16 protein-coding genes and 1 tRNA gene are annotated in these 13,981 nt (G+C 43.6%); all 17 read right to left on the reverse strand.

Annotated elements, in window-relative coordinates; all coding sequences use genetic code 11:
* Positions 1 to 248: 248 nt before the first annotated feature.
* A tRNA-Arg gene (locus PHV77_05885) sits at positions 249 to 325 on the reverse strand.
* Between the two features lie 241 nt (positions 326 to 566).
* Positions 567 to 992 (reverse strand): hypothetical protein, encoded by a 426-nt coding sequence (locus tag PHV77_05890; GenBank protein MDD5504816.1) that lies wholly within the window; start codon positions 990 to 992, stop codon positions 567 to 569.
* Positions 961 to 1,551: a nucleotidyltransferase domain-containing protein gene (locus PHV77_05895; protein ID MDD5504817.1), complete on the reverse strand. Its 591-nt coding sequence runs from the start codon at positions 1,549 to 1,551 to the stop codon at positions 961 to 963. The genes PHV77_05890 and PHV77_05895 overlap by 32 nt, the downstream gene beginning before the upstream one ends.
* A 144-nt stretch (positions 1,552 to 1,695) precedes the next feature.
* Positions 1,696 to 2,283, reverse strand: a complete 588-nt coding sequence (locus PHV77_05900; GenBank protein MDD5504818.1) for a hypothetical protein — start codon at positions 2,281 to 2,283, stop codon at positions 1,696 to 1,698.
* 187 nt (positions 2,284 to 2,470) lie between these two features.
* Entirely contained in the window at positions 2,471 to 2,671 is a 201-nt protein-coding gene (locus PHV77_05905; protein ID MDD5504819.1) for a cold-shock protein, read from the reverse strand.
* Between the two features lie 179 nt (positions 2,672 to 2,850).
* Positions 2,851 to 5,139, reverse strand: coding sequence for a ferrous iron transport protein B (gene feoB, locus PHV77_05910; protein ID MDD5504820.1), 2,289 nt, complete (start codon positions 5,137 to 5,139; stop codon positions 2,851 to 2,853).
* Complete coding sequence (locus PHV77_05915; protein ID MDD5504821.1) at positions 5,136 to 5,381, reverse strand: ferrous iron transport protein A; 246 nt, start codon at positions 5,379 to 5,381, stop codon at positions 5,136 to 5,138. Before PHV77_05915 ends, feoB begins: the two co-directional genes overlap by 4 nt.
* A gap of 1 nt (position 5,382) precedes the next feature.
* Entirely contained in the window at positions 5,383 to 5,589 is a 207-nt protein-coding gene (locus PHV77_05920; GenBank protein MDD5504822.1) for a hypothetical protein, read from the reverse strand.
* Positions 5,590 to 5,639: 50 nt separating this feature from the next.
* Positions 5,640 to 6,059 carry a hypothetical protein gene (locus tag PHV77_05925; protein MDD5504823.1) on the reverse strand — a complete coding sequence of 140 codons (420 nt, stop codon included), beginning with the start codon at positions 6,057 to 6,059 and terminating at the stop codon, positions 5,640 to 5,642.
* 13 nt (positions 6,060 to 6,072) lie between these two features.
* The gene (locus tag PHV77_05930) at positions 6,073 to 7,365 is read right to left on the reverse strand and encodes a phosphoribosylglycinamide synthetase C domain-containing protein (protein MDD5504824.1); all 1,293 of its coding nucleotides are present in this window, start codon (positions 7,363 to 7,365) and stop codon (positions 6,073 to 6,075) included.
* A 25-nt stretch (positions 7,366 to 7,390) separates the two neighbouring features.
* Positions 7,391 to 8,674, reverse strand: coding sequence for a DEAD/DEAH box helicase (locus tag PHV77_05935; protein MDD5504825.1), 1,284 nt, complete (start codon positions 8,672 to 8,674; stop codon positions 7,391 to 7,393).
* Entirely contained in the window at positions 8,667 to 10,103 is a 1,437-nt protein-coding gene (locus PHV77_05940; GenBank protein MDD5504826.1) for a radical SAM protein, read from the reverse strand. The genes PHV77_05935 and PHV77_05940 overlap by 8 nt, the downstream gene beginning before the upstream one ends.
* Before the next feature lie 77 nt (positions 10,104 to 10,180).
* The gene (locus PHV77_05945) at positions 10,181 to 11,146 is read right to left on the reverse strand and encodes a hypothetical protein (GenBank protein ID MDD5504827.1); all 966 of its coding nucleotides are present in this window, start codon (positions 11,144 to 11,146) and stop codon (positions 10,181 to 10,183) included.
* A 159-nt stretch (positions 11,147 to 11,305) separates the two neighbouring features.
* Positions 11,306 to 11,752, reverse strand: a complete 447-nt coding sequence (gene gspG / locus PHV77_05950) for a type II secretion system major pseudopilin GspG (protein ID MDD5504828.1) — start codon at positions 11,750 to 11,752, stop codon at positions 11,306 to 11,308.
* A gap of 118 nt (positions 11,753 to 11,870) precedes the next feature.
* On the reverse strand, positions 11,871 to 12,803 hold the full coding sequence (locus PHV77_05955) for a helix-hairpin-helix domain-containing protein (GenBank protein MDD5504829.1): 933 nt from the start codon (positions 12,801 to 12,803) through the stop codon (positions 11,871 to 11,873).
* Complete coding sequence (locus PHV77_05960; protein ID MDD5504830.1) at positions 12,769 to 13,359, reverse strand: prepilin-type N-terminal cleavage/methylation domain-containing protein; 591 nt, start codon at positions 13,357 to 13,359, stop codon at positions 12,769 to 12,771. The genes PHV77_05955 and PHV77_05960 overlap by 35 nt, the downstream gene beginning before the upstream one ends.
* The gene (locus PHV77_05965) at positions 13,331 to 13,771 is read right to left on the reverse strand and encodes a hypothetical protein (protein MDD5504831.1); all 441 of its coding nucleotides are present in this window, start codon (positions 13,769 to 13,771) and stop codon (positions 13,331 to 13,333) included. The genes PHV77_05960 and PHV77_05965 overlap by 29 nt, the downstream gene beginning before the upstream one ends.
* Between the last annotated feature and the right edge of the window lie 210 nt (positions 13,772 to 13,981).

A 13,981-nucleotide genomic window follows, 5' to 3' on the forward strand; every position in this document is an offset into this window, starting at 1 on the left:
TTCGTTCGTTTCGGGTCGGCCATTCGCCCTTAAAATGCTCCTATTGTCGCATTTTATTGCAGGGCTCTATTCGAGTCCTGCAAAAACCTCAAAGCCTAAAACTACATGGCGCGCCTGGCAGGACTCGGCGCCCTACACTCACTTCGTTCGTTTCGGGTCGGCCATTCGCCCTTAAAATGCTCCTATTGTCGCATTTTATTGCAGGGCTCTATTCGAGTCCTGCAAAAACCTCAAAGCCTAAAACTACATGGCGCGCCTGGCAGGACTCGAACCTGCGACACCTAGTTCCGTAGACTAGTGCTCTAATCCGCTGAGCTACAGGCGCGCGTGATATAACTTAAATTATTGCAAATTCTTACTGCAATTTATATTTTAATCAATTATTATGCAGATGCCCGCTTTGCCCAAATAGTACCTTTTTATATAGCACTTAGTTATCTGTGATTGGGAGCTTAATATACCAAATTTAATTGGTGCTGTAAAGGGAGAAATTTCTAGAGGAAATATTTGGGGTTTGGGTAATTTTTTACTGACACGAGCAGGGCAATAGCTATCGTTGCGATTATTTATTGATTATTGATTTTTTCTTTTATTACTGATATGAAACCTACTGCTTCCGCATACATCTGGTCTGCTTCTTTCTGCGATGCGAGGCCAGTTGTATCATAACTTAATTTACTGCGTTTTTTCGCAGCACTTTCAAAGATAATAATAATGTTATGGTATTTCTTATCTAAAATCTCTTTAAGGCACTGCCAAACTATGTAATGATGGCCTGCTTTAATAGGTTTATAGCCATTTTTATAAAGAAGAGCAAGGCCTGACTCAAAGACAGCCTGGTATGAAAGGATATATTTCTGATCGCTTGAAAGGCCCTTAAGAGAGGCGTCTTTTAGGCATCGTTCTATAACCCCAAAGATAGCTGATAGCTCTTCTTTGCTGGTTTGATGCTTGACAATCTTACTTATCTTGAACCAATTCTCTAATGGCATCTTCACTCCCTTTTATAAATATCTTTGGCGCCTTTAAGACCGAAAGAATGAAATGGTGCCTTGTTTTAAACTTATCCTTAAACTCTTTTAATGGATATACGGCAGGATTTATCTCTCGCTGAAACTTATTCTCAATGCCTGATATAACAGGCTGCAACAACCTCATCGAAACGTCACCTATTATAAACATGTCTATATCGCTTTCTGCGTCTTCAGTATTTCTGGCATATGAACCGTATATAAAAGCTGCTTTTATATTATTAAAAGATTTAAAGGTATTTTTGAGGATATCTCCTAACCCTGCTGTTTTTAGTATCATAGATTTGACTTCAGGAAAAATAGCATTCTGGGTATTCATAGCATAATAGCGCTGTTTTCCGGAAACCCTGCTTTTTAATAATCCTGTTTTTTCAAGGCCTATAAGGGCCTTGCGTACTGCCTCAAAATTGGACTTTATCTCTCGCTCTATCTCCCTGGCATAGTATTCACGCTTGGGATTTAACACGAATAATGTAAGTATCTTTGCACGTGTTTTTGAACCAATGAAATTTTGGGGCATTATAAATATCCTTTTGATTTATTGACTACTATAATAAGTCATATGACTTGATTTGTCAAGTAATGTATCCTCAAAGGGACATCTTGACAAGCTGACAACAGGTATAATCAAGATAAAACCGGGGCTGGGATTTTGGCAAACAATTCAAGCCGCCGCGCAAACCGCTTTGCAAATTGATAGCAAGCTATCAGCCGGAATCTTACTTTCATTAAAGCTGTTTTGCAATTTTTCTACCTCCTGACCTATCTGTTTCTTAAGATCTTGCGCAGACAAAAGGTCTCTAATAGGTATACTTTCGCGGTCTTCGGAGCGGGCAAATTTTATAGCTAAATCGCAACATGCTGATGCCGTGTTTAAATCGCCTATACTATGCAATAGCATACCTATTTCAAACATTTTATTCGCGGACTTTAAGCAAATCCGGGTATTAACGCCATGAGGAGAATCAGAATTTAATTGTGTCATAAGGTATCTATATTCATTTAGTAATTGTTCCGCACGTTTGGCAATATCTTTCTGGTGCGCTTGTTCAGCTTTATCGCGTAATCGCAATAATCGCGCTTCACACGATTTTGAATCTTGCAACGTATCAGCATTACTTGATGCCATGGGCCTTAATGTATTACTATAAGCATAAATATTATAGGTTAAGATATCAACGCTTACGCTTTGTCCAAGGCACAAATGGATTAATATGATCAACTTAATAAATATAGTAAAAAGGCTCGGCATGTGGCTGTTCTCCTATATTTTTAATAATATTTTAAATCTTTTTAAAATCATAAATATATTATCAAACAGCTTATATCATGTCAATAAAAATAAATGTGGATTGAAAATTTTATAAAAATGGCCGTAAAACATAAAAAAGGCGCATTACAACAAAAATGCGCCTTTCTTACGTGTTTACAGGTTTAATTTAGAGTTTTACTACATTAACAGCTTGGGGGCCTTTCGGTCCCTGCTCTATATCAAATTCAACCTTCTGGCCTTCATTTAAAGATTTATACCCTTCACCCTGTATCGCTGTGTGATGGACAAATACATCTTTACCCGATTCGGGCGTAATAAATCCGTAACCTTTGCCATTATCAAACCACTTGACTGTGCCTTGTGCCATTATTACCGTACCTCCTTCTTCTAAGATTATAGTAAATAATACCTGAAATCATTACCGTGAGTTTATTGAATACCACGGCATAAAGCCGTAATTTCATATTTACTATTGGTTTTATATTATACTATTTATACGATATTGTCAATGTGAACCCGCGCGCGGACAAAGTTTTTAAAAATGCCCTACAATCCGAATAATCTCCCGCCTTGATATATTATAAAAGCCGCCATCCAGGCAAGCGCCGTAGAATACGAGATACTGAACGCTGTCCATCCCCATGAACCGGTTTCTTTTTTTATGACAGCCGCGGTGCTAAGACACGGTATATATAAAAGCACAAATACCATAAGGGCATAGGCAATTAACGGCGTAAAAACCGGCCTGCCGTCAGGATAGCTGTCTTTTTTCAGCGCCTCTTTAAGGCTGTGAATATCGGTGCCGCTGTTTTCGCCTACACCGTATAAAACTCCGAGTGTACCCACAACTATCTCTTTGGCGACAACACCCGATACAAGAGCTGTGCCAATCTTCCAGTCAAAACCCAATGGCCTGACAATAGGCTCAATCGCTTTTCCTGTCATGCCTATGAAACTCTTCGTCAGATCCGATTTTGAACTTAGGGGGAAAACGCTCAATGTCCATACTATGAGACAGCCTAACATTATCACAGTGCCCGCCTTTTTAATATATAACCAACCCCTTTCCCACATATGTATCAACAGCCCCTTTAATGTCGGCACACGATAGGGCGGCAATTCCATCACGAACGGGGCTGATTCTCCGGTAAAAATAAATTTTCTGAAAACCTTGGCCATAATGACTGCCGTTAAAAAACCAAGAAGATAGAGAGAAAATAATACATTGCCCGATACCTCATTACTGAAAAAAGCCCCTATCAACAGCGTGTAAACCGGAAGCCTCGCCCCGCAGCTCATAAAAGGATTTACCAGTATAGTGGTAAGCCTGTCCTTTTTTGATTCAATAACCCGCGTTGCCATAATGGCGGGGACATTACAGCCGAAACCCAGAAGCATTGGTATAAAGCTTCTGCCGTGCAGGCCTATCTTATGCATGAATTTATCAACGATAAAAGCTATCCTTGCCATGTAACCGGAATCTTCAAGCAAGGACATAAAGAAAAATAATAAAAATATTACCGGCACAAACACAAGCACACTGCCAACCCCGCTGATTACGCCGTTTATGATGAAATCGCGCGCCAGATTTTCAACAGGCAAAAGGGCGGCCGCAAGGCCTCCTGCCGCCGCCTGCACTGATTCTATCCAGCGCATCGGCGCCTCGCTTAATCTAAATATCGCCTTAAACATAAGCCACATAACAGCTAAAAATATCGGTATGCCAAAAATCCTGTTAGCCACTATCTGATCTATATTGTCTGATATCCTTAAATTGGACTCTCTCTTGCGGGTTATAGCCTCGCGCAATACACCGTTGATAAACCCGTATCTCTTATCCGCGAACAAGGATTCAGCCTCGTCGGCAAATATGCCTTTTATGCGCGCGCGGGCCGCTTCAACTTGTTTTATTATCTCATCCCCTGACGGCTGATTTTTAATAAGGCCTAAGATATATTTGTCATCCTCCAAAAGCTTTAGCGCTGTCCAGCGTTTAGGGTAATTTATAGCCGCGCGGTTGAAAGAATCCAAGAGATTTATTATCTTTGACGCCTCTTCCTCTATCTCGTTACCGTAATTGACTGAAATGATCTTTCTGTTTTGCCCGGACTCATATGCCTTAACGGCGGCCTCCAAAAGCTCTTTGGTGCCTTTGTTCTTATTGCCCACGGTATAAACAATATCAGCTCCTAAAAGGACGGAAAGCATTTTGTCATCGGCTAAAAAACCCGTGCTCTCAAACATGTCGCTCATATTAAACGCTATAACCATAGGAATGCCGAATTCCATAAGCTGTGTTGTCAGGTAGAGGTTTCTCTCAAGGTTGGAGGCATCTACGATATTAATGATAATATCAGGGCTTTCGTTAATAATAAAATTACGCGCCACAATTTCATCAAGTGAATACGCGGTAAGGCTGTAAGTGCCGGGCAGATCGGTAATATTTATGGCATAATCACCGTAACAGGCAAGGCCTTCTTTTTTCTCAACAGTAACGCCCGGATAATTGCCCACATGCTGTCTTGCCCCTGTAAGATTATTAAAAACCGATGTCTTTCCGGAATTAGGATTTCCGGCTAATGCAACCTTTATCGTTTTTCTGTTTACACATTCTTGAACTATTATCCTGTCTGCCATGCCTTTACCTATGGCTACCTTGGCTCCTTTTATAATAAGTATGACCTGGCCGTCACCCGGCGCGTCAACACGCTTTATCTTTTCGCCGGGTAAAAGGCCCATTTCCGTAAGTTTCCTCTCCATGCCCAGCCCGCCTTCTACTCTGCAAAGCAAAAGCTCGGAATACGGGCGCGCGTCTGACAATCTTATCCTGCTCATGCCAACCTCTTTACTATAATATAAGACGCCTCTGATTTTCTTAAGGAAAGATGATACCCTTTGATCTTCACGTCTATAGGATCGCCTAAAGGCGCGCGCCGGACCATCTGAATTGTAGAGCCCGGCACAACACCCATATCAAGCAGTCTCTTGCGCAAGTATCCTCTGCCTTCTATTTTTACAATAGAGGCCTTTTGCCCCGGAGATAGATGCGCTGCTGTGCTAATGATTTCTTCCGGCATATTATAAACTCATAATGTTTTTATATCCAAGCGCCATTTCTGTCATTCCGAGCGAAGCTATTGTCATTCCGAGCGAAGCGAGGAATCTAATACTGACTTCACTCCCAGATCCTTCGCTAACAACTCTGCCCCCGCCTCCTGCCGCTCTGGATGACAGGCGGGCACTCCCGTTGAGCACGCAGGGTGTCTCAAAATAGGACGTCTGCAATGCCAATACTCCGCGTCCGCAATACTCATAGGTTACAGATATTGGATGGATTATTTACCGATAATGGTAAAACTGGATGAACTGCGCCTGCTTTTGCCCGAACGGTATTTCTGCCTTAAAGACCATGTATATACCTGGCCGGGTTTAAACACACTGCTGTCAACAGCCAATTGATGTTCATTAGGCGCAACATTTTTTTGCAATAATAAACCATCTTCTGTCAATTTATACCCCTGATATAACCTGAAATCATAAAATTTTCTTCGCGAGATATCTCCCTGGTGCGGGCTCCATCTGAATACCAACTCTTTCTTACCCGATATATCAACACGATCAATTACAGGCTCCAGCAATACCGGCTGGGGTATATTATCGGTAAACCCGTCTCTATTAAAAACATACGCGTAGGACGGGCTCGCGGTTAAAATAAAAATGAAGGCCAATAATAAGGCTATAGTATTTTTTGCCATAAAAAGATTGCGTTTAAACCTCTCTAAGATAACCCCATGTATGCAGTTTATCGGAATCCTCAAACCACCTGTCGCCTATGTCCGTCCTGTAATACATATTGGGTATTATTATATTTTTTACCCTGTTATACACCTGGGCCTGGGCCTGTTTCATGGTCTGTCCGGCGCCGACGGCAACAAGTACAACTCCCGATGTGCCGGCCACAAGCCATTGCCCGTCTACGTTTTTCACGTCCTCAATATGTATGCCGTCGTAATTGGGTTTTTTAAAAAGTATAGTGGCGTTATTTGAATACCTTTCAAATGTATCCTCATCATTAAACGGGTAAGGCGGCACCACTATCCTGACGCCTATCTGAAAACCCTTCTTGACCTTGAATTCTTTTATCGCGCCTGAAGCCAGGCCAAAAAGAAAATCCGCCATAGGCATATTGATACCTTCCTGCTGGATAAAAATGGTAGGATACCCGAAACGGGCGGTAAACTCAAGCGGGTATATGCCGTTTGAGTTGACAATGCAGTTTATATCAATATAGCCGACATAATTTTCCCGGCAAAGCCTCTCTTGCAGTTTTAAAAGCGTCTGATTGAATATCCTGTTTGGCCCTCCCCAATACATCGCCGTTCCCATCTCTCCGGTAGAAGGCCCTATCTGCCCCGGAAAAAGTTTTTTATGCTCAAAATTTATGTTAATGGGGTATACGAATTCTTTTCCGTTAAAAAAAGCGCCTACGGCTACTTCAACGCCGGTGACCCTCTTCTGTATCTGGAATACCTGAATATTATCGGATGCCACCTTCTTATACGCCTCTAATACCTCAACAACGTCCCTGCCGTCTTCCTCCTCGCCGACAAAAAGCATTCTTTTTATGTTCTGGGCCTCGCCGCTGGGTTTTATAACATATTTGCCCGGCTTTTCCTTAACATATTTGATAGCATCATCAAAATTATGGAATTCTTTATAAGGAAGTATATTTATCCCGGCCTTTTTTAATTCTTCCTGGCCGAAACTCCTGTCATCCTCAAGCATATCCGAATATTCACTGCCTCCGACGACAAGCTTGCCTGTGCCGCGCAGTTTTTGCGCATGCCTGCCGTGGCCGAGCACATCATCAAAGATAACTATGTCCGCCCAGTCAACGTTTTCCTGCCAATTATCAACCTTGGGCACAAAACCGTCGGCTATATCCTGGTTTTCCTCATCCTGTATATAATACCGCGCCTGGTGGCCTTCCTTGATAACCTGCCAGGCTATATCGCCTATGTAACCGTCATATGAAACAAAAAGGAAATTCTTTTTTTCCATTTTAAGCTTTCAAAAACATGCCAGCTTATGCCCTTTGCTCTTTTCCCGGAGCATGAAAATTCCGCTTCTTGGCAAACCTGCCGTCGTAAAAGCGGCGGGGCTTTTTTTTATTAAAATATTTTGGCGCGGGTTTATGAGAAAAACCGGCAGGCTTTGACGCCGGCCCTGCATTAATAAAAACCTCTTTCGGGAAATCAGGGTGGCCTGAAACAGGCAATGTGGTTTTTATGATCTTCTCAATACTGCGCACGGCAGAGCTTTGCTCGGGCGTGGCAAACGATATGGCATGCCCTTCATGCCCGGCGCGGCCTGTCCTGCCTATACGGTGGACATAGTTTTCAGCATCATCGGGTATATCATAATTGATAACAAGCTCTATACCCATCACATCTATGCCCCTTGCCGCTATATCGGTGGCAACAAGCACTCTGTATTTGCCTGTCTTAAAGCCCGACAATGCCTCTTTCCTCTGGCCGAGGCTCTTGTCTGAATGTATTTCAGAGGCAGTATAGCCCATTGTCTTTATATACCTTGTAATCTTTTTAGCCCCTATCTTTGTTCTTGAAAAAATAAGCACAGCCCCTTTATACTGCGCCAGCAGTTTTGCCAAAAGCCGGTTTTTGGCGTCTTTTTTAACGATAAAAAGCTCCTGTGTCACATGCTCCGCCGTTGTCCCGGAAGGGGCCACTTCAATGTGAACAGGCAGTCTCATGTGAGACGACGCTATCTGCAGTATCTCCTTTGGGATAGTGGCCGAAAAAAGCATGGTCTGTCTTTTTTTAGGCATAACGCGCAGTATCCGTTCTATATCGGGTAAAAATCCCATATCCAGCATGCGGTCCGCCTCATCCAAGACGAGGATACCCACATCATAAAGAGGCGCCGTCCGCCTGTTGATATGATCAACCAGCCTGCCCGGCGTGGCTATTATAATGCGCGGGTCCCTTCTAAGCTCATTTAACTGCGCCTGTATCGGAGCGCCTCCTATAATAACGCTCGTCTTTATTCCCAAAGAGGCTCCTATTTTGCGAAATTCAGCGTCAACCTGCAGGGCAAGCTCTCTTGTGGGGACGAGAACGAGGCATCGGCTTCTTTTTTGCAAAAGCCTTTGTATGACCGGTATGGCAAAGGCAAGCGTCTTGCCCGTGCCTGTTTGGGCGACTCCTATAAGATCTTTTTCCTCAATGGCGATAGGTATGGCTTTATATTGAATAGGCGTGGGCGTGGTAAACCGCATACGGTACAGCGTCTCAAGTATCTTGGGCACTATGCCCAACCCGTTAAATAAATATCCCTGCTGATTATGCATAATTTTCCTTTAGGCCGCGTCTTAAAGCGGACTTTGTTTTTTCCCTTGATATAATATGTTTTAACAAAAATGGGGCCACCGTTATAAGCGACAGCCAGTCGCGCAAAGAAAAAAACCTTATCTTTGTAAATTTTTTCGCGATACTTATGATCTTAAACGGCGTATAGAATCCAAACTTGATCTTTTTGTTTATCTTTTTAAGCGCGCTATGGCTGTATGTGTCCGAATAGACCTCACCCTTGGCGTTTAAATGATATTGGGGAAGGCCTTCAATAATTTTTCTAAGCGGAGAAAATTTATCCGCCCTTAATTTATTGCAGGCTATGGTGTCAACGCCTAAGCCCCTGGCAAATTCAGAAATATAAAGCATCTCTTCCTCTGTTTCACCGATATTGCCGTATATAAAATACCCGTGGTATAATATAGGAAATTTCCTAAGCACGTCAAACGCCTTATAAATCTCGGCCCTGGTAAAACCCTTGCCGAGCTGGGCAAGTATATGGTCATGCGGAGATTCAATGCCGAATGAGAGCAGCTTAAAGCCAGCCTTAACCATGCGGGCAATGAGTTCGGGGTGCTTGGTAATTTCTATACGGACCTGCGCTAAAAAACGTTTTCTGATCTTGCGCCTGATGATCTCGTCGCATATGGCTATAGCACGCTTGGCATTGGTCGCGAAATTATCGTCACTAAAAAGAATAACATCCGCGCTTATCTGCTCTATCTCCTCTATAACAGAGGCGATAGAGCGTTCGGCATAAGGCCTTTTCTGGCCCAAAGGATTGAGATTGAATGTGCAAAATTTGCAGTTATACGGGCATCCCCTGGCGCTTAAGACAGTATCAAAGGTAAGATTTGTAATACGCCTGCCGTAAAAAGAAAGGCTGTAGTCCGTCCTCCTCAAGCTCCTGTCCGGGGCTTCAACAATATCTATCCTGGGTAAAGCCCTTATCTGGTTATGATATATCTTGCCGTCCTGCCTATAGGATATGCCCAGAATATCTTTCTTAGGCAAACCCGAAAGTATCTGTCTTATTGTTTCTTCGCCTTCTCCTCTGGCTATCATATCCAATTTAGGGCACAGGCAAAAGAGCTCTTCAACCTGTTCGGTGGCCTTATATCCGCCTGCCACAACGGGTATGCCCTCGGGCATCTTATTTATCAGAGCGCATACCTCTTCAAATTCCCTGTCCCAGCCTATGCTGACGCAGACAATGTCAACTTCTTTACGGATAAATGCGATAAGCTTGTCCGTGTCGGAAAATTCCTCTTCATAGCGGAGATCAAGAAGTGTTATTTTTTCCGCGTATCCTTTGGCGCTTGTCGCGATATATTCAAGGCCTGCCGGCGGGAAAAGCCTGTTCACTGACGCTGTGGTAGTTTTCAGGATGCCGTAAGGGTATAAAAACAAAACATGTTTATATTTCATTGGCGTATTGTATCACAACAGAAAAAGAAATACTACTAAAATCACAAAAAACCCCGCGGCAGGCCCAGGCCCGTGGATTACCTGAAATAAAGCTTGAAACCCTGACGGGCCCCGCGCCGGCCCTTGATCAGTTCTAAAACGTTTTTCATGAGGACTGCGGCGGTAAAATCCACAACATGGTCGGGTATGCCGCTTGGTATCTGCGAGATGGGGGTCATATCACACTGGTCATTAACATAATCTATAACGGTATATTCAGGCTTGCCGCCTTGCGGGCCAAGAAGCGCTATCTCGGTTGAAAACCATACCATGCCTGTAGCTTTTGCAAGGCCTGAAGTAATATCAAAAAGAGCGGAAAGGCCGTATTCTTTAAATTCATATTCGCTCATGTGTTCATACCTGCTTAAGGTATCATCCCACCAGCAGGGTAATATATAATCAAATATCCGGAATACCCTGAACCAGCACCTTTTACCGTTTATTGACACCGGGGTCACTTTTTTCTGCAAAAGAAAATCATCATCAGGGTCAAACGCCCTGGCCTTGGCTATACAATACGGGGTACTGTTTGCCTGCCTTATTATGCCCTTTTGCGCGTATCCCTGGGCGGGTTTTATTATAAAAGGCGCCCCGAGGCGCGCCTTTTGCTCTCTGTTCAAGAGCACTTTTTTCGGGTGCCACTTTCTTATGACAATCGTATAAGGCGTGGAAAACCCCAGATAGAGCAGTTTATAATACATTACGGCCTTATTAATGGCAAACTGCGTGTTATCCGGGTCATTTATAACAATACCGCCCGAATCCTTAACAGCATAACATACGCGCGCGTATATATCATCAGGGTCATTATACGTGGCGTCCGTGTCAATTAAAGCGTCTATTCGCAGTTCGTGTTCATAAAGCTTTTTTAGTATTTTTTTCGCGACACCGTCATGCACCCATAGAAAGATGAGTTTTTTTTCGCGGCATATTTTTTTTAAGGCCTTGGCAAAATAACAATCATCCAGCGAATTCCAATTTATGCCTATATTATATCTTCTCATATCATAAATCCCGCGCCTTGTTGATAATGCCCTGCCGGACACGCCTGTTGCCCGGCAAAATAAAAATCCCCGCCGTGTTTTTCAGCGGGGACATATAATCAAACTAAGCTTTTTGTTTTTTGTCTTTTACCCTGCCAAAGCGCCAAAGAACATTTTGCCTTAATCGCCCCAGTTACAGATATCATCTGCTGTGCCGGCCTGGCCGTCGCTTCCGGCGGAGTAAAGGTCATAACTTGCCGGATTATGCTGGCCGGGATAAGTATACACATACGGCCTTTCCCACGGGTCAACGGGTTTCTTCTTAAGATAGGGCCCGCGCCAACTCTGTGAATCAAGGCCGGGCGTTGTCCTTAGATAATCAAGGCTTTCGGGATAATGGCCTAAATCCATTTCATAAAGGTCAAGTGCCAGCGGGATAGCGGAATTGATGTCCGATTTCGCGGCCTGACTGCGGGCCTGCTGTGAACGGCCTGCCAGATGCGGAGAAACCATCGCGGAAAGAATGCCGATGATTACCACAACAAGCATAATTTCAATCAATGTAAATCCGCTCAAAAAAACAACCCCTGCCTTGCCGATACGATAATTCATATGACGTTTTTTCATAATATCGCTTTCATGAGTTTACGCCGGCTCCGCTTAAACAATCAAAATACAGCCTCGCGCGCCGGTCAATTGAATTCTAACAGGAATTATATCCTCTGTCAAATTAAATCAGGTAAAATTAACCTTCTTTCCATGAAATGACCCTGCCCGAATCAGGGTGTATCAGGACACTATAACGCAGGCCTTTATCCGTGCCAAAAACAGGTATTATGTTAAAACGCAGGTATTCTGATTTTACATCAAAGACGCTAAATAGAGCGAGTAAATCCTGTTGTTGGCGGGTAGACAGAAAAGCCATTTCCTTAACGCCTTCCAGTAGGCCCGATAGGTCTGAAAGCCCGTATTCAGGCTCTGGTTCGGGACGGCCCTCTTCGCCTTCGTCTTTCTTATCATCTTCGGGCGGAATTATCTGATGCGCGTTGCGGTAATCAATGACCGCGCGCGCTACTTCTTCATCTAAGCCCAATGCCTCAAGCACCTGACTGCTTACGGTATTAAGATTGATTTTCCCCCGGCCATACACGGTTATCATGTCTTTAAACTGAAGAAAAGATTCTTTTTGCATACCTTCAACCATAAGTATTTCATTAATGGAAACAAAAGGCCTAAGGCCGCTTTTGATAATCCCATCGGCCAGCTCTTCATCCATACCCGGAAGCCGGGCAAGCACGTCCGCGGAGGCCGTATTTATGTTTATCAAGGCGCTCTCGTCAATAACCTTCACGCCTTCATCGGAGACAATTTTATCGGCAAAATAATAAAGGCAAAAAATACCCTGGCAGACATTAAGCGTGTTTTCACGGGTCAATTCATCATAGGTGTCATAGAGCGGGGTATCGTCATCCTGTTTTATATAAAAAACAGATTTAACCGCCGCGCGGGCAACGGGCAAAGACATCACAATGTGCTTATAAGTCTTGGCAAATTTAATCTGCCCAAATACAAATGAAGACAGCCCCATGCCCAGGATGGAAAGGATCATTATAGCCCAAAGGCACAGGACCAGGACGCTGGCCCTATTGGATAACGGGCAGAATAATCGTTTTGACATACTCTTGTTCCCTGTCGGTTATTATCATCTTAACCGCAACCGGCATATGGCCGTCGGGCCATTCATCTCTCCAGTAGTATTCACGTGTTTGTTCATCCAGGTAAAAATATTCCAATCTGAAACCTTCAAGGCTGTCTATGAAAACCGTGCTTTCTTTTGTTTTGACCTCACGCTCTATCTGGCCTTTGGAGTCGGTAATATCCTCTATCTTTTCAACCGCCCGCATAAGCGCTTTACGCGAATCGTCAAAAAAATATGTTACACGGCACGGCATGTGGTCGGACAAATAAGGAAAGCTTACCATAAAAGCCAAACCGCCGGATAAAGGCTTGCGAAAGGCCGGCATCTGCCTTAATTCCCGGGCAATCCTCTCCGTCTTGAGCAGAAGCCTTTGCCGTGAGGTATCAATATTATTAGCCCTGCGTAATACCATTAACCCTGAACTGAACGTTGAATATATAGCCACGCTTATCACGGAAAATATTGATACCGCGATTAATAACTCTATAAGGCTAAAGGAATTTTTTTTACAACTCTCTCTCTTCGCTTTCTTCATCTTCTTCTTTCTTTTGAAAAAATGAAGTAAGAACAGCCTTTCTGGCAGAACCTTGTTCTTCCCAGCCTACTGTCAGACAGGCCCCGACATAGTATTTAGATAAAGTCAAAGATCCCGCGTCTTTGGTTATGGCAATATTATAGTCGTAATCCCTGCCCGCGTATTGTAAAACTTCATTATACTGGCAGGGCGAAAAACCCGCTTCTTCCAAATCGGTTATTTCCAAAGCATCCATCTTTGACTGGGCAAGATATAAAGCCTGAATATTATTTGACGCGGAATTTGACGCCTTTAAGGCAAGCATGTATGAATTGGCAACCAATACCAGGCCTATCCCTAAGACAAGGACGCTGGCCATGACCTCTACTAAGGTAAATGCCGTGGTATTGTCATATTTTGTTCTGACATTCATCCTGATGATTCCATTTGCTATCTGCGGACATTGTGAGTACTACGAGAGGCTTGGCCCTTTCTTTGCAAGGCCCAGTAACAGTCTTCTGTTATTTCGCGCGCGCTTGTCATCCGGAGCATTACTTCTGTCATTCCGAGCGAAGCGAGGAATCTAATACTCATTTCACTCCCAGATCCTTCGCGACCCCTGTCATTCAGAGGAGCGCCGAAG

Source organism: Candidatus Omnitrophota bacterium, from assembly GCA_028716165.1.
GTDB lineage: Bacteria > Omnitrophota > Gorgyraeia > JABMRG01 > JABMRG01 > JAQUQI01.